This is a genomic window from Mesorhizobium sp. B3-1-8, assembly GCF_006439495.1.
Lineage (GTDB): Bacteria > Pseudomonadota > Alphaproteobacteria > Rhizobiales > Rhizobiaceae > Mesorhizobium.
Map to the genome: position 1 here is coordinate 13,518 of NZ_VFTK01000015.1, position 15,618 is coordinate 29,135.

Sequence of the window (15,618 nt, forward strand, 5' to 3'; positions counted from 1 at the left end):
GAGTTTGGGCCGGCAAAAGACTTTGGGCGCCGGCGCGGATTCCGCCGCGCATTTTGCGCGACGTGCCTCGGGGGAGGTCGGCTTGAAGGTCGGGGTGGTGCTCAATCCGATTGCCGGAGGCGGCAGGCTCAAGCGGCATTGGGCGGAGGCGGCGGCGTCGCTCAAGACCAATTTCGGCGATTTCGACCTGCGCGAGACGCAAGCCTGCGGCGACGCCGAGCGGCTGGCGATCGACCTCGCCGCCGGCGGATGCGACCTGGTGATCGCGGCCGGCGGCGACGGCACCGCCAGCGAGGTGGCCGACGGGCTGCTGCAGGCACGGCAAGAGAGCGGCCGCGAAAGCGCGCTTGGACTTCTGCCTTGCGGCACCGGCATCGACTTCGCGCGCGGGCTTGGCCTGCCGCGCGGCATAGGCGCCTCGGTCAAGCAAATCGCCGATGCCGAGGGCCGCAAGATCGACGCCGGCCGCATCTGCTACATCGACGACCACGGCGCGCTGGCCAGCCGCCACTTCATCAATATCGCCAGCCTTGGCCTGTCCGGCGCGACGGATCGCGCCATCAATGCCGACAAGCGCAAGGGCAGGGTGTCGGCCAAGGCGCTGTTCTTCTGGCGCACCGTGCTGGAGTTCGTCCGCTACCGCTTCCAGGACGTCCGGATCACCATCGACGACGGCGAGCCGGTCGAGGCGCGCATGGCGCTGGTGGCGGTGGCCAACGGCAAATTCTTCGGCGGCGGGATGATGATCGCGCCGGACGCCGAGCTCGCCGACGGCCAGTTCGACATCGTTATCCTGCGGGCCGCCGGCAAACTCGGCTTGATCCGCGACCTTCGCCTGCTCTATGGCGGCCGCCATCGCAACCATCCGGCAATCACTATCCTGCGTGGCCGCAAGGTGCTGGTCGAGCCGCTCGGCGATGTCGAGAAGAACGGCGCGCTGGTCGACATAGACGGCGAGTCCCCGGGCCGGATTCCGGCGACCTTCGAGGTCCTGCCCGGCGCGCTGACGCTGCGAGGTTGAATCAACTGGCTGAGAGCTTGATTCCGCTGGCACGGCCAGATGGTTGAAATAGCTGGCTAAATTTTTGCCGGATTACAGTTCGAGCTTGGCAGGGAAGCCCGGCGCGCGCAGTTCCGTCCCGACCGCATCCTCCAGAAGCTTGACGATCTGGGTCGACCAGGCATCGCCGCCATAGGTGCGCTTGCCCTCCTCGAAAATCGCGTTGACGCGTGACGCCAGATCGAGCGGCGCGCCGAAATCCCTGCCCATGGCCAGCGCGAAGCCGAGGTCCTTCAGCGCCAGGTCCATGGTGAAGCCGATGTCGTAGGAGCCGTTGAGCACGAGCTGGCTTTCGGTCTCGTGGACGAAGCTGTTGCCGGATGAGGCGACGATGGCGTGGTAGGCCTGGGCGAGGTCGAGCCCGCCCTTTCTGGCGAGCATCAGCGCCTCGCCGGCGGCGACGAGATGGATGAAGGCGAGCATGTTGGTGATGACCTTGATCACCGCCGCCGAGCCGACAGGGCCCATCAGGAACGACTTCGCGCACATCGCCTCGATGGCTAATCGATGGCGTTCGTAGAGTGCGGCATCGCCGCCGACCAGCGCGGTGATCCTGCCCGCCGCCGCCAGATGCACGCCGCCGGTCACCGGGCATTCCAGCGTCTCGATGCCCTTCGCCGAGGCGATTGCGGCAAGCCGCAGGATCTCGTCACGGCCATTTGTCGACATCTCGATCCAGGTGCCGCCCGCGGGCAGGCCTTGAAGCAATCCGTCGGGGCCGGCGAGCACCGCCTCGCTGACCTTCGGCGATGGCAGGCAGGTTATCGCGTTGCCGGCGCGGGCAGCGGCTTCCGCCGGGCTCGCAGCCGCCGTGGCGCCAAGCGCGACGAGGCGCTCGACCGCCGCCGGGTCGCGGACGACGGTGACGGCAAAACCATTGCGCAGTAGGCTGGCGGCAAGGTTGCCGCCGAGATGGCCAAGCCCAATGAAGGCGTAGGCGAGGGTCACGGCATCAACGGGGTCTGCATCATCTGCAGATGCAGGTCCTTGCCGCTATAGGGATGCGCGTCGCAGACTTCCTCGTTGAGCTCGACGCCGAGGCCCGGCTCTTTCGAGGGGATGACGTTGCCGTCCTGCCATTCGATCTTCTTCTTGAGCAGTTTTTCGTGGAAACCGTCCCACTGCTTCAGCGATTCGAGGATGAGGAAATTGGGTAGCGTCGCCGCAAGCTGGATGTTGGCGGCGCCGACGATCGGCCCGCAATAGCAGTGCGGCGCGATCTGGATGTGATAGGCCTCGGCCATGGCGGCGATCTTCTTGGTTTCGAGGATGCCGCCGGAGCGGCCGAGGTCCGGCTGCAGGATGGTCGCGGCGCGGTTCTCGATGACACGGGCGAATTCGAACTTCGTCGTCAGCCTTTCGCCGGTGGCGACCGGGATCGACGTGCCGCGGGCGACCTGCGCCATCACCTCCGGCATGTCCGGCGGCACCGGCTCCTCGAACCACAGCGGATCATAGGGCTCGATGGCGCGCGCCATGCGCAGCGCGCCGGATGCGGTGAACTGGCCATGCGTGCCGAACAGGATGTCGGCCCTGGTGCCGACCGCCTCGCGGATCGCCTTGATCATGCGCGCCGAAAGGTCGATGTCGATCAGACGCGGCTGATGGCCGTCATAGGCGGTGTAGGGGCCAGCCGGATCGAGCTTCACGGCGTTGAAGCCCTGCTCGACATATTCGAGCGCGCAGGCGGCGGCCATGTCGGGGTCGTTGTAGACGTTCTTGCCGCGCGCATCTTCCGAATGGACGCTGCCGGTGTGCGGATAGAGATAGGTGTAGGAGCGCAGCGTCTCGTGCACCTGGCCGCCGAGCAGCTTGTAGACCGGCTTGCCGGCTTCCTTGCCGACGATGTCCCAGCAGGCCATTTCGAGCGCCGAGAAGCAGCCCATGCCGGAGACGTCGGGGCGCTGGGTGAAGCCGGAGGAATAGGCGCGGCGGAAGAAATTCTCGATGTCGTGCGGATCGCGGCCGACGAGATAGCGTTCGGCCATGTCCTCGATCATCCTGGCGGTGACATGCGCGGAGAAGGTGGCGTTGTAGGCTTCGCCATAGCCGGCCACCCCGCCGTCGGTGGTGAGCTTGACGAAGATGAAATACTTGCCGCCGATGCCGGGCGGCGGGTTGCCGACAACCCAGGTCTTCACGTCGGTGATTTTCATTTGTGGTCCTCCAGAATCAGGTCGGCGCCTTTCCATCCGGTCAGGATCGAAGCGGCATTGGTGTTGCCCGTGATGTTGTCGGGGAAAATCGAAGCGTCGATGACCCGCAAGGCGTCCAGCCCGTGCACTTTCAGCCGGGGATCGACCACGGCGCGCGATGCGTCCGGCCCCATGCGGCAAGTCGAGACGGGGTGATAGACGGTGCCCGAGCGTTTCCTGAAATCCTGGATCAAGTCGGCGTCCGACCTTATCGAGGGGCCGGGCAGCACCTCTTCCTCGATGATCTCTGCCATCGCCGGCATCGCGGCGATCTTGCGCACGAACTTCACCGCCGCCAGCATCTCGTCGACATCGGCATTGGTCGAATAGGCGTTGGCTGTGATCCTGGGATAGTCGCGCGGGTTGTTCGAGCGGATCATGATCTCGCCGCGGCTCGACGGCCGGCAGTTGGACAGGCCGATCGAGAAGCCTGGCCAGGGGTCGGGCGTCAGGATCGGACGCTCGCCGCTCTTCGGGATGACGGTCGAGAAGGCCTGGAAATAGAGCTGCATGTTCGGCCGCGCCATCGACGGGTCGGTGCGGAAGAAGCCGCCGGCATTGTTCATCGACAGCGACAGCGGGCCTGAGCGTGTCAGTATGTATTGCATGCCGACCAGCAGCTTGCCCCACCATGGGCGCAGGATCTGGTTGAGCGTCGGGACCTTGCCCTTGAAAGTATAGTTGATGCCGACATGGTCCTGCAGGTTGGCGCCGATATTGTCGTTGGCGTGAATGACCGGGATGTCGAGATTGCCGAGCAGCGCCGACGGGCCGATGCCGGAAAGCTGCAGCAGCTGTGGCGAGTTGATCGAGCCACCGCAGAGGATCACCTCGCGGCCGGCGCGGACAGTTTTCGTTTCGCCGTTCTGCTCGTATTCGACGCCGACGGCGCGCTTGCCCTCGAACAGGATTTTCGTCGCCAGCGCCTTTGTCTCGACGCGGACGTTGCCGCGCTTCATCGCGGGCCGCAGGAAAGCTCGGGCCGCCGACATGCGGCGGCCGTTCTTCGTCGTGATCTGGTAGACGCCAACGCCTTCCTGGGAGGCGCCGTTGAAGTCCGGATTGAACGGCAGTCCGGCCTGTTGGGCGGCGGCAAGATAGCGCTTGGTCAGCGGATGCACCGCGTTCGTGCAGTCGGTGACGCGCAGCGGACCGCCGACGCCGCGCCACCGGTCGGCGCCGGCCGCATTGTCTTCCATCGCCTTGAAGGAGGGCAGGAGGTCGTCATAGCCCCAGCCGGGATTGCCGGCGGCGGCCCAGGCGTCGAAATCCTCGCGCGCGCCGCGGATGAAGACCATGGCGTTGATGGAGCTCGAGCCGCCGAGCAGCTTGCCGCGCGGCCAGTGGTCGGCATTGCCGGCGAGACCGGGATCCGGCTCGGCCTTGTAGTTCCAGTTGACGGCCGGATCGAAGAAGGTCTTGCCGTAGCCGAGCGGCATCTGGACGTAGAACCGCTGATCGGTTCCGCCGGCCTCCAGCACCAGCACCGAGAAGCGGCCCGACGCCGACAGCCTGTCGGCAACGACCGAACCGGCCGAACCGGAGCCGACGACGATGAAATCATAAGTCTGCATGATGGTGTGGGCGGCTCCGCAATGTCAGGCTTACCCTAGACATTGCCGGCTCGCGGCGTCGCCGTGGCTTCCGGCATGGCTTGTGAAAAAAGCGACCGGCGAAGCGGCGTGCATTTCGCTTTCACCAAAGCTTGCGACATGGCGGTCGCATTGCTACGCAACAGCAACCGACCTCCAAGGATTTCGCCATGGTGCATTACGCGGACGGAAAACCTCTCGGCGATCTCACTTTGAGGACGCTTGCCATGCCCTCCGACGCCAATGCCGCCGGCGACATCTTCGGCGGCTGGGTTATGGCGCAGATGGACCTTGCCTGCGGCATCCGCGCCGCCGAGCGCGCCAAGGGGCGCGTGGTCACCGCCGCGGTCAAGGAGATGTCCTTCGCCAAGCCGATGAAGATCGGCGACACGCTTTGCATCTACACCCATGTCGAGCGCGTCGGCCGCACCTCGATGGTGCTCAAGGTCGAGGCCTGGGCGCAGCGCTACCTTTCCGACCTGATGGAAAAGGTCACCCATGCCGATTTCGTCATGGTCGCGCTCGACGGCGAAGGCAACCCGAAGCCGGTTCCGGCCGAGATCTGACTGGATACCCGATTCTCCCCAGGCTTGCCGTTTTGTAACAACGCCCGCGTGGGAGATGCGCGTCGCGACATCCAATGGTTGCCTTCGCGCCCCACTTTGAGGTCGCGAGGGGACAACAATGCGTCAACATATGCTGAACGGCTGGCTCGTGGCAGCCCTTATTGCCCTGGTCTGCCTGCTCGGCATAACGGCCTATAGGGAGGTCAGGAAAGACCTTCCACGCGTCGCCTGCATGCGGGATCACGCGGTGGCCGGCAAGAGGGCCGCGCAATCGGAAAGCTGCTCGACGGCGTGCTGCGGCAGCACCAATCCAAACGCCTGATGCGTGGCCGGCTAAAGACAGCCCTTCTTGTCGAGGCGGTTGCGCGGAGACACCAGCGAGGCTAGCGGCGAGACCGCAGCGGATTTGATCGAAGCGAAACGCGAGACAGGGCCGGCGCCGAGCCGCACGGTTCATCCAATGGTTCAGAAACCATTGAACTACAAGGGTTTCAAGCCTGCTGGCTGTCGAATTTCGCGCGCGCTTCGCGGACCCGATTGGTGTTCTTGCGCGCCCATTCGCCGAGCGCGCCGACCGGCACGAGCAGCTCGTGGCCGAGCGGGGTCAGCTCGTAATCGACACGTGGCGGAATGGTCGGAAACACTTTTCGCGTCACGAACCCATCGCGTTCCAGACCGCGCAAGGTGGTGGTCAGCATCTTTTGCGAAATGCCGCCGACGGCGGCGCGCAACTCGTTGAAGCGCATCGCCCCGTCGCCCAGCTTGCCGACCACGAGCACGGTCCATTTGTCACCGACCCGTTGCAGGATCTCCGACACGGCACGGCAGTCCTCGGTGATGTGCGGGTGCCTCAGTAACAAAAACGTGCCTCCTTGCGCGCCGATTTGTCAGTATCACATATAGCGCCGGTATCCAAACGATACCAGAAATTCCCGCAAGGAGAGCCCCTTATGTCCAAACCCAAAATCGCCATTGTCGTCGGTTCGACGCGCGCCGCCCGCTTCGCCGACGTGCCGACGCAGTGGATCGCCAAGATCGCCAAGTCGCACGCCGATATCGACGTCGAGATCGTCGATCTGCGCGACTGGCCGCTGCCTTTCTTCGACGAGGTCGCTTCCTCCGCCTGGGCGCCGTCGCAGAACGAAGTGGCGCAGCGCTGGCAGAAGAAGGTCGCCGAGTTCGACGGCTTCATCTTCACCGCCGCCGAATACAATCACGCTCCGACCGGTGTCTTGAAGAACGCCATCGATTACGCTGCCAATGAATGGAACAAGAAGCCGGCCGGTTTTGTCGGCTATGGCTCGGTCGGCGGTGCGCGCGCGGTCGAACAGCTCCGCCTGATCGCCGTCGAGCTGCAGATGGCGCCGGTCAAGTCGGCCGTCCATATCGCCTGGAGCGATTTCCTTGCGGTGCGCCAGGGCGAGAAGAAGCTCGAGGACATCGAGCATCTGAACCAGGCCGCCGCCGCGCTGGTCAACGACGTCGCCTGGTGGGCGAAGGTGTTGAAGGCCGCCCGCGCCGCCGACGCGATCGCCGGCGAAGCCCAGGCCGCTTAAAGAGCCTGCGTGGACTATCCTCCCGAGGGGCGGCGCTTGCGCCGCCCTTTTTAATTTGCGGAAGTCGCGAGGCCTCGACGATGGCCTATGCCGATGCGTTCCTGGTCATCACGGGGCTTTCGTCATCGCCACGGCGCTGGTGCCGTTCCTGCCCAACGTGACGCCGAAGGCGCCGCCGCCGGATGCCCATTGAGCGCAACCGGCAGAGGCCGGTGCGGACGCTGCCCTACCATACGAAGAGTAGGCTCATCCTTACAGCCAGCCGCCCGAAAATCCGGCCCGTCGCAGGCCCGTGGCAATTGCCGGCACGCTTCGCATCAGCCGCCACAGGAAATCGGACCTGTAATTCTCGATCATCAACACTATCGGCCCCTGATTGATGCCGAGATGGTCCGGCGACACCCAGCCGCAAGGCCGGCCTTCAATGGCGGCGATCGTTGGATTGAAGCTCGCGGTGAAGCCGTAGGGATTGCCGTCGTGCAGGTCGATTTCGTGGAAGTAGCGCAGCGCCGGCAGCACGATCTCCGGCGCAAACGGCAACGAGGCGATCGCCGCCCAAGGCGACAGCGTGCCGTCATCGGGACCGAAGGGCGCGCCGCGCGCCAGATAGCCGAAGAAGCGGCGTCCACCGGCCTGCTTCTGTTGCGGGCCCGGGCCGTCGCTGGCCGTGAGGCCCCAGCAATTCTCCCCGTAGCCGGTGAAGCCCTTGGGATTGCGGATGGCATAGTCGCGCTGGAGAAAGGTCGCCTGCCGGCTGTTCTCGAAATAGTCGCTGCCGACATTGCGCATGAAGGCATCGCGAATGCCGCGAAAATCGATCCAGATATGCGAGAACTGATGGATGAAGAGCGGACCGGCATAGACAAGGTCCCGGCCATAGATCTTCTTCCATCTATAGCTCGGCAGCCAGGCGGCGTAGCTCTCGGGCGACAATGGGAAAGTCGGCGAGCCGAGGCCCAGCATGTAGAGGATCAGCGCCTCGTCATAGCCTTCCCAGCGGTAACGCAGGAAGCCTTTTTCGGGCCGCCAGCCATGGGTGACGGTGGCGCCGCCATGCTGGGCCCAGCGCCAGTCGGCGCGGCGGTAGAGCGCATCGGCGAGCCGGCGGATCTCCAGTTCGAACTCGTCGTCGGCGTCGAAATAGGCGCCGGCCGTCAGGACACCGGCAAGCAGAAGCGCGGTATCGATGGTGGACAATTCGCAGTTCCAGACGCGGCGTCCGGTCCGCATGTCGAGGAAATGATAATAGAAGCCCTTGTAGCCGGTGGCGTCGGGCTCCGGCCCATGCGGCGCATTCCAGAAGAAGCGGAGCGTGGCGAGCGTCCGCTCGACCGCGGCGACGCGCGTCATGAAACCGCGCTCGACTCCGACAGGATAGGACGACAAAGCGAGGCCGACGGCGGCTATGCTGGCGGGCGATGCCGCGGTGTTGCGGTCGGCGACCAGGCCGTTGACCGGATTGGCCTCCTTCAGAAAATAGTCGAAGGACAGACGTTGGATGTCTGAAAGAAGCTCGTCGTTCAGCGCGTGTTCGCTCGATGCATCCATGGTTGCCGATATAGACGCTTTCGCAGCACTTCAAAGCTTTCTGACCGTCAATCCTAAGTGAGGAAGCGAAGCTTGGCTGCCGCGCCAACCGCCCCGACGCCCAATCGAACCTTTCCGGCCACTCAGCGCGCCACCGGGCGATGGCCGCCGGGCAGGCGGGTGGCGATCAGCTTGTCGATGCGGCGGCCGTCGAGGTCGACCACCTCGAAGCGCCAGCCTTGCGCGTCGACGCACTCGCCGGTCGTCGGCAGATGGTGGAGATGCGACAGCACATAGCCGGCGACGGTTTCGTAGTCGCGGTTTTCGGGCAGGTCGATGCCCAGCACCTCAGCCATCTCGTCGGCCTGCATGTAGCCGGCCAGCAGCCACGAGCCGTCATCGCGCTTGACGGCGTTCTCTTCCTCGCCCGCCTCGAGGTCGGAGCGGAACACGCCGGTGATGGCTTCGAGGATGTCGGCCGGCGTGACGATGCCTTCGAAATGGCCGTACTCGTCATGAACGAGCGCCATCGGCACGTCCGATTCCCTAAGCTTCTGCAGCACGTCGAGCGCGTCGGCCTGGTCATGCACGATGGGGGCGGCGCGCACATGCTGGCGCGGATCCAGCACCTGGCCGGCGAGAAGGGCGGCCAGCACGTCGCGCGTCTGGATGACGCCGACCATGGCGTCGACATTGCCGTCGCCGACGGGCAGGCGCGAGTGCTGGGTATCCATCAGAAGCTTTTTGACGGCGGTCTCGTCGGACTGCAGGTTCAGCCAGTCGACCTCGGTGCGCGGCGTCATGACGGCGCGCACGGCGCGGTCGCCGAGGCGCATGACACCGGCGATCATGCGGCGCTCGTCGGATTCGATGGTGCCGTGATGCTCGGCCTCGGCGACCAGCATCTTGATCTCCTCGTCGGTGACCTTCTCTTCCGCCTCGCCGGCCTGGCCGAGCAGCCACAGAACGGCGCGGCCGGAAATGTCGAGCAGGAAGACGAGCGGCGCCGAGATGGTGGCAATGATGGTCATTGCGGGCGCCGCGCGGACGGCGACGCGCTCGGGATCGCGCAGCGCGATCTGCTTCGGCACAAGCTCGCCGACGATCAGCGAGGCATAGGTGATGATTGCGACGACGATGCCGACGCCGACAGGGTCGGCGATGTTTTCGCGGATGCCGGTCGTGGCCAGATATTGCGCCAGCCTTTCGCCGAGGGTCGCGCCCGAGAACGCGCCCGAAAGAACGCCGACGAGCGTGATGCCGATCTGCACCGAGGACAGGAATTTGCCAGGGTTCGAGCCCAGCGCCAGCGCGCGGCCGGCGCCCTTGACGTTGCGGTCGATCATCGCCTTGAGGCGGGCGGGCCGCGACGAGACGATGGCGAGCTCCGACATTGCCAGAAGGCCGTTCACGCAGATGAGGACGGCAACGACGGCGATTTCAACATAAAGCATGGGCGGTCAATAGCATTGCTGCAGTGCATTCGAAAATAGCTTGTCGGTATTTTTGGAACATGACAGGCGCGCTGTTCAAGCCGCATCCCAGATCGGCGCCGAGAAATGCCCGACAAGCGCGTCGATGACGACGCGCACCTTAGGCGTCAGCGCGCGCGTGACGGGTGCGCCGTCATTGCGGCGTCTTCAGCACGCCGATCACGGCCATGCCGTCGGTAAAATAGGGATCGCCGCCGCCGTTGCGTCCTGCCTTGGTGGCGCCGATCCCCGGTATCTCGCTGGTGGATGCCAGCAGATCGGCAGCCTTCAGGTCGCCGATCAGGAAGTCGCGCTCCGCGTCGATGTCGGGGCCGATATGGTGGGTGACGGCGCCCGTATCGTGACTGAGGCCGACGCCGCGATCGAAGCTCGCGGCGCCCAGCCAGAGCGGACGGCCGTCGTCGCCGACCGTATCCGTCTGCCAGAAGCGGACGTGGTGGCGCCGGTCGGCGCTGCCTCCGATCGGCTTTTCGAAGGCGAGGTCCTGGGCACGGCCCTCGAACAAAAGGCGGCTCATCGGCGCATCGGGGTAGGGGCGGGAAAACAAGACGCTTTCGCCGATGTCGATCGCGGTCCGCAGCGTCACGGCATCGGCCGTATCCCAGCCGGCGACGGCGAAGGCGTGGACGACTTCCTTCTCGGTGCCGACCAGGCCGACATTGATCGGGTCGCCGGGAATGCCTTGCGGCGTGTGCGTCACCATCTCGAAGGGCCGCGTGCGGAAGCCGCGCTCCCGCCAGGTCCAAAATTCCGGCGCGGCGAGATAGGCGAGCGCCAGATAGAAGGCACAAAACGCCGCCAGCCAGATTGCCGCCCGCCGTCTTAAGCTTCGTTGGCTCATGAATGCCGCCCGACCCGTATGGCATCTGTTGCGCTATAATCATGGGAAATCAATGGCCAGCGATCTGGAGACCATTTATCATTAGTTATCGCTAAAGGGGGGGTGCGAATGGGGCGGACAAAGACAAGCCACAGGAAAATGGCGCTGACCGGGGAGCTTGTCGCGAGGGTCGAGCGCATGGAGCCCGATCCCGGTCCCGAGCCCGGAACTGACGAACACAGCGATGCCGAATTTGACGATCTGGCCGAACAGCTGCTTGCGCAATATCGGCCTGAGACGCTCTGGGTCTTTGCCTATGGCTCGCTGATCTGGAATCCGGAGTTCATCTATGAAGAACAGCGTCCAGCCACCGCGCCAGGGTGGCATCGCTCATTCTGCCTGACGCTGACACGTTGGCGCGGAACGCGTGAGTTGCCGGCGCTGATGCTGGCGCTCGACCGGGGAGGCAGTTGCAACGGCATCGCCTACCGGCTGCCGTCGGAGGACCATTTTGGGCAAATCGTCCAACTGCTTCGTCGCGAAATAGACGCGAACCCGCCGACCAATGTGCCCCCTGCTGGATCAAGCTCCGGACCAAGGACGGACCGTTGCGTGCACTGGCCTTTGTCGCCGCACCCCAAGGAAGGGCCTATGCCGGCAAGCTGGCGCTGGAGCAGGTTGCGCACACGCTGGCGCGCGCCGCCGGGCATTGGGGCTCCTCGGCGCAATATCTTTTCCGAACGGTCGCCAAACTGGAGGAAAGCGGGATTCGCGACAGAAACCTTTGGCGTATCCAGGATCTGGTCGCCCGGCAGATCATCGCTGCCACCGAAGCCCCAGGCTGATCTAGCGGCAGGCGCGGTAGCCGCTTTTGCGGTTCTTGATGTCGAAATGGAAATGGTTGCGGTGGTCGTAATTGTAGCCGGGGCCGAGCACCGTCGTGAAATACTCGCAACCGTCGGCGCGCACATTGTTGAGGAAGCCGCGCGTGCGGAAGGCGAACAGGCCGGGCTTGCGGACATCGATGTCGTCGCCATTGTTGAGCTCGATGCTCATGACGTCGAGCGCGTTGCCCTTGCCGTGCTCGGAGAGGACGCCTTCGCCGGCGATGTTGCGGCAGGAATAGCTGGAGCCTTGGTGGATCGCCTTGACGCCGGAGAAATAGCGCCAGCGGGCGGCCGGCTGCAGCTCGTTCTTCGTCCAGGCGGCAAAGGTGGCGGCCATGTTGCAGGTCAGCGTTGCCGCCGGCTTCATGGCGACGCTGCCGATGGCCGAGACTTTTACCGGGAAATCGATGCCGCACTGGCCTTCATGGATCGGCTGGATGTCCTGATAGACGACGCCCATCCGCTTCAACTCGTTGCGGCAGTCGATCTCGCTGGCCGGCAACTGCTCGCCGGGCGACATCGGCTCGTCCATGCGCGGATAGGCGGCCTCGGTCATGTAGGGATTGGACGGAACGAGGCGCTGCATTCCGGAATATTGCGGCGCGTCGGGCTGCGGCACGGCTGCCGTCTGGCTGCCGACATCGACGGCCGGCTGCAGCGCAAAGACGTCGCCCGTCGTACAGGCCGATATCGTCGCGATGGTAACGCCCGCGGCCAGCCCTGCGATCGTGACGCGCACACGCTTGTTCCGTAACGCCAAGCCAAGCATGGCGCCAAGTCTTCGAGCCATTGAAAGGCGTCCTTGTCCCCGAATGGCACAAGATTAATCGCCAAGAGTAAAGGAAAGATCAGCGGCCCCATTCACGCATGCGGCGGAATTGCGGCGCTGTTCTTGCCGGACGTGACCCGAGACTTTCGATATCGCGCTTACTGGCAAAAAGTGCCGCCGTGGCGGCGCGGTTCCAGGTCGAGGTGGAAATGCAGCGCATGGTCGGCGTCGGCGCCCGGCCCGAGCACCGTCTTGAACGGCCCGCAGGCAGCCTTGCGCACCGCGTTGAGGAACTTCGCGTCCTTCTCCGGCGGCGCCGGCCCGACCTCGATCGTCCTCCCGTCCGACAAGGTGAAGCTGGCGATGTCGAGCGCGTTGCCGAAGGCGTGTTCCGACAGTTTGCGCGTGCCGTGGCGCGGCCGGCAGACAAAGGCCGAAGTCTGGTTGATCGACTTCAGGTCGGCCCCGAGTTCGGCCTTCGCCGTGGGTTGGACGACATCGGCCATGAAGCGCGCGGCCGCCTCCGCCATCTGGCAGTTGAGCTCGGTGCCGGGACTGATACCGATGGATTTGCCAAGCGTTTTCAAAATTATCGGATAGGGAATCGAGCAGCCGATTTCCGCGTCGTGCTCGGCCTTGTGCTCCTCGAATTCGATGCCAAGCGCCTTCAGCCTTTCCCGGCATGCGGTTTCCTCCGCCGGCATCTTGTCGGCCGGCATCTCGGCGGAACGCGGATCGGGAGGCATCTTTTCCTCGCCCGGCGGTTCGGGTTTTTCCGATGGTTGCGGCCCAGTTTCCGGCGGCTCGGGCTCCAGTTCGGTGGGCTTCTGCGGGGGCGTGGGCACGACATTCGGCGTCTGCGGTTCGGATTGCGTCCGCGGCCCGGATTGAGCGCCCTTCGAACGTGGCGGGCGGGCATCCCATTTCGGATGCGACTTGTCCTGGTTGAGAAAGTCGTCATTGCTGTCGAGGCGGCTTTTGTCTCGCCCGGACCTATCGGCGCCGTTCTCCATATCCCGCGGACGCGACCCCGGAACCGGTGTCGCCGCAGGCGTTTGCGGCGCCGGAGCGGCGCTCTGGCTGGCCGGCGGCAGGTGCCTCTTATGCCGATGATGATGCTTGGCGGCGGCCGGCGTAACCAGCAGGATCGCAGCCGCCACAGGCAGCGCCAGTCTGCAAAATCGTGAAAGGCTCAGCGTTGCCATCGCCCGGAAACGGCGGTCGCGTCGCGAAGTTGCCTGCGCGACCCGCCTTGCCGATCACAATCGGTTACCGGCGCGTTACGCGCCGACGGCTTCAAGGCCTTCCTCCAGCCAGTCGGCAAGCATCGGCAGGCCGAGCAGATACTTGGCCGTGCGCTTCCTGGGACGCTCCCTGGCCGCGGCCACCGCGTCCGCCCATTCGGATGCGTCATAGTCGCCGCGTCCGACCCAGGCGAGCGCGATCAGTTCGGCCGCTTCGTCGATATTGAGATCGTTGATCAGCTCGCGGAATTCCTCCTCGGTGAGGTCTTCCGAGGCTTCCTCGACAAGGCCGTCATGGTGATGGCTGGCATGGGTGTCGCCGTCGAACTCGACCTCGTGCTCGGCGCCGTCGTCATAGTCCTCGTTTACGGCGGCGCTCAGCGCCTTGGCCTTGAGGATGAACAGGCGCACCGTGTCCGGATCGATCGAAAGGTCCCACTCCTTCTCGAGGCGCTGCTGCACGATTCTTCTCCACGTGATGCGCTTGGCCCCGATGATAGCGGAATTAAAGCGCGCGTCACGTCCGGCGGTAACGGCTTCTGTCCGGCCGTCCAAAATAGTTCGGCAGCTACCCGCATTTCGGGATGAAACCGCGCCAAGGCGGCGTTAATCTGGCATTGTCACGCTCATGGAGGCTTCGATGCGCAGACGTTTGCTTGTTCAGGTCATGGCTATTGCGGCGCTGCCGCTGTTCGTTGCGCCGGCTTTTGCAGCTGGTGAAGGCGGCAGTGGCCAGACGACGACCACCTGCAAGAAGGGCGAGGTTTGGGACAAGAAAAAGAAGAAGTGCGTCGTGCCGCAATATGGCATGCTGGATGACGACAGCATCTATGAGGCCGGACACGATCTGGCGATGGCCGGGCGCTATGACGAGGCGATCTCGGTGCTGACGCTCGCCGCCAACAAGCAGGATCCGCGCATCCTCAATTATCTCGGCTATTCGCATCGCCATTCCGGCCGCGTCACGGTCGGCCTTGGCTATTACGAGGAAGCGCTTCGCATCGACCCGAACTACACGCTGGTGCGCGAATATCTCGGCGAAGCGCATCTGCAGATCGGCGATCTCGCCGGCGCCCAGCAGCAGCTCCAGGAAATCGAAAAGCGGACCGGCAAGGGCTCGCGCGAATACGGCATGCTGTCCGAGCAGATCGATCATTTCCTGAGGAGCTGAGCAGGGCTCGACGTCTCTCGAACCGGCTGTGATTGCTCACAGCCGGTTTTTGTTGTTCGCCGTCAGCCGCAGGCCCGCGAAAGCGGTGATCATTTTGCCGAACTTCAATTTTTGGGCGTGAAAATCGCGCGAAGATCGCTATATTCAGGGAAATTGTGGTGAAACGGTTCCGTTAGCCCGAGGCTGCCGGACCGTTTTCTTTTTGTACCCATTTGACAAGGCTGCTCCCGAAAAGCGGGGGTGGCGGCAGGAAAGGTCAGGCATATGATCAAGGTCCCGATGACAGGCGAGGGGTTCGCGTCATTGAAGGAAGAACTTCGCTGGCGTCAGCAGGAGGAACGTCCCCGTATCATCGAGGCGATCTCCGAAGCGCGCTCGCATGGCGACCTGTCGGAAAATGCCGAATATCACGCGGCGAAGGAGTCGCAGAGCCACAATGAGGGCCGCATCAACGAGCTCGAGGATCTGATCGCGCGGGCCGAGGTTATCGACGTCTCCAAGCTTTCCGGCGACAAGGTGAAGTTCGGCGCGACCGTCGTGCTCGTCGACGAGGACACCGAGGAAAAGAAGACCTACCAGATCGTCGGCGACCAGGAAGCGGACGTGAAGTCCGGCCGCATCTCGATCTCCTCGCCGATCGCGCGAGCGCTCATCGGCAAGGAAGTCGGCGACGCCATCGAGGTCAATGCTCCGGGTGGCGCCAGAGGCTACGAGATCGTCCAGGTGCAGTTTATCTAG

General features: G+C 64.3%; 17 protein-coding genes and 1 pseudogene. 8 read left to right on the plus strand and 10 right to left on the minus strand.

Annotated features, from left to right (window positions below; all coding sequences use genetic code 11):
* The first annotated feature begins 82 nt into the window (after nt 1–82).
* Entirely contained in the window at nt 83–1,021 is a 939-nt protein-coding gene (locus FJ424_RS15470) for a diacylglycerol kinase family protein (RefSeq protein ID WP_140653682.1), read from the plus strand.
* A gap of 72 nt (nt 1,022–1,093) precedes the next feature.
* Here the strand turns inward: FJ424_RS15470 and FJ424_RS15475 are convergent, their stop codons facing one another.
* From FJ424_RS15475 to FJ424_RS15485, 3 genes are read right to left on the minus strand one after another with little or no spacing between them, the layout of a single operon-like run.
* Complete coding sequence (locus tag FJ424_RS15475; RefSeq protein ID WP_140653684.1) at nt 1,094–2,008, minus strand: NAD(P)-dependent oxidoreductase; 915 nt, start codon at nt 2,006–2,008, stop codon at nt 1,094–1,096.
* On the minus strand, nt 2,005–3,216 hold the full coding sequence (locus FJ424_RS15480; protein ID WP_140653685.1) for a mandelate racemase/muconate lactonizing enzyme family protein: 1,212 nt from the start codon (nt 3,214–3,216) through the stop codon (nt 2,005–2,007). The genes FJ424_RS15475 and FJ424_RS15480 overlap by 4 nt, the downstream gene beginning before the upstream one ends.
* Complete coding sequence (locus FJ424_RS15485; RefSeq protein WP_140653687.1) at nt 3,213–4,829, minus strand: GMC family oxidoreductase N-terminal domain-containing protein; 1,617 nt, start codon at nt 4,827–4,829, stop codon at nt 3,213–3,215. Before FJ424_RS15485 ends, FJ424_RS15480 begins: the two co-directional genes overlap by 4 nt.
* Nucleotides 4,830–5,017: 188 nt before the next feature.
* Here FJ424_RS15485 and FJ424_RS15490 point away from each other — a divergent pair, with 188 nt between their 5' ends.
* A complete protein-coding gene (locus FJ424_RS15490) occupies nt 5,018–5,413 on the plus strand; it encodes an acyl-CoA thioesterase (protein WP_140653689.1) in 396 nt (131 codons plus the stop codon).
* Nucleotides 5,414–5,531: 118 nt separating this feature from the next.
* Nucleotides 5,532–5,735 carry a hypothetical protein gene (locus FJ424_RS15495; RefSeq protein WP_140653691.1) on the plus strand — a complete coding sequence of 68 codons (204 nt, stop codon included), beginning with the start codon at nt 5,532–5,534 and terminating at the stop codon, nt 5,733–5,735.
* A 169-nt stretch (nt 5,736–5,904) separates the two neighbouring features.
* On the opposite strand, the gene FJ424_RS15500 is transcribed toward FJ424_RS15495, so the two are convergent.
* Nucleotides 5,905–6,273, minus strand: coding sequence for a helix-turn-helix domain-containing protein (locus FJ424_RS15500; RefSeq protein ID WP_140647527.1), 369 nt, complete (start codon nt 6,271–6,273; stop codon nt 5,905–5,907).
* Nucleotides 6,274–6,363: 90 nt separating this feature from the next.
* Here FJ424_RS15500 and FJ424_RS15505 point away from each other — a divergent pair, with 90 nt between their 5' ends.
* On the plus strand, nt 6,364–6,969 hold the full coding sequence (locus tag FJ424_RS15505; protein WP_140653693.1) for an NADPH-dependent FMN reductase: 606 nt from the start codon (nt 6,364–6,366) through the stop codon (nt 6,967–6,969).
* A gap of 252 nt (nt 6,970–7,221) precedes the next feature.
* Here FJ424_RS15505 and FJ424_RS15510 read toward each other — a convergent pair whose 3' ends face one another.
* From FJ424_RS15510 to FJ424_RS15520, 3 genes are all read right to left on the minus strand, one after another.
* Nucleotides 7,222–8,517 (minus strand): glucoamylase family protein, encoded by a 1,296-nt coding sequence (locus tag FJ424_RS15510; protein ID WP_140653694.1) that lies wholly within the window; start codon nt 8,515–8,517, stop codon nt 7,222–7,224.
* A gap of 122 nt (nt 8,518–8,639) precedes the next feature.
* The gene (locus FJ424_RS15515) at nt 8,640–9,950 is read right to left on the minus strand and encodes a hemolysin family protein (RefSeq protein WP_140653696.1); all 1,311 of its coding nucleotides are present in this window, start codon (nt 9,948–9,950) and stop codon (nt 8,640–8,642) included.
* A 172-nt stretch (nt 9,951–10,122) separates the two neighbouring features.
* Entirely contained in the window at nt 10,123–10,830 is a 708-nt protein-coding gene (locus FJ424_RS15520; protein WP_140653698.1) for an LssY C-terminal domain-containing protein, read from the minus strand.
* A 177-nt stretch (nt 10,831–11,007) separates the two neighbouring features.
* Here FJ424_RS15520 and FJ424_RS34340 point away from each other — a divergent pair.
* Nucleotides 11,008–11,295: pseudogene (locus FJ424_RS34340) on the plus strand (gamma-glutamylcyclotransferase); the annotation flags it as partial.
* Nucleotides 11,296–11,417: 122 nt separating this feature from the next.
* Nucleotides 11,418–11,654: a gamma-glutamylcyclotransferase gene (locus tag FJ424_RS34345; RefSeq protein ID WP_281405436.1), complete on the plus strand. Its 237-nt coding sequence runs from the start codon at nt 11,418–11,420 to the stop codon at nt 11,652–11,654.
* Between the two features lies 1 nt (nt 11,655).
* On the opposite strand, the gene FJ424_RS15530 is transcribed toward FJ424_RS34345, so the two are convergent.
* From FJ424_RS15530 to FJ424_RS15540, 3 genes are all read right to left on the minus strand, one after another.
* On the minus strand, nt 11,656–12,465 hold the full coding sequence (locus FJ424_RS15530) for an extensin family protein (protein WP_140653903.1): 810 nt from the start codon (nt 12,463–12,465) through the stop codon (nt 11,656–11,658).
* A gap of 158 nt (nt 12,466–12,623) precedes the next feature.
* Entirely contained in the window at nt 12,624–13,625 is a 1,002-nt protein-coding gene (locus FJ424_RS15535; protein WP_246677260.1) for an extensin family protein, read from the minus strand.
* A gap of 120 nt (nt 13,626–13,745) precedes the next feature.
* Nucleotides 13,746–14,171 carry a DUF3775 domain-containing protein gene (locus FJ424_RS15540; protein ID WP_140653701.1) on the minus strand — a complete coding sequence of 142 codons (426 nt, stop codon included), beginning with the start codon at nt 14,169–14,171 and terminating at the stop codon, nt 13,746–13,748.
* Nucleotides 14,172–14,349: 178 nt separating this feature from the next.
* On the opposite strand from FJ424_RS15540, the gene FJ424_RS15545 reads away from it, so the two are divergent.
* Nucleotides 14,350–14,880 carry a tetratricopeptide repeat protein gene (locus FJ424_RS15545; protein ID WP_140653702.1) on the plus strand — a complete coding sequence of 177 codons (531 nt, stop codon included), beginning with the start codon at nt 14,350–14,352 and terminating at the stop codon, nt 14,878–14,880.
* Between the two features lie 264 nt (nt 14,881–15,144).
* Nucleotides 15,145–15,618 (plus strand): transcription elongation factor GreA, encoded by a 474-nt coding sequence (greA, locus tag FJ424_RS15550; RefSeq protein WP_027168132.1) that lies wholly within the window; start codon nt 15,145–15,147, stop codon nt 15,616–15,618.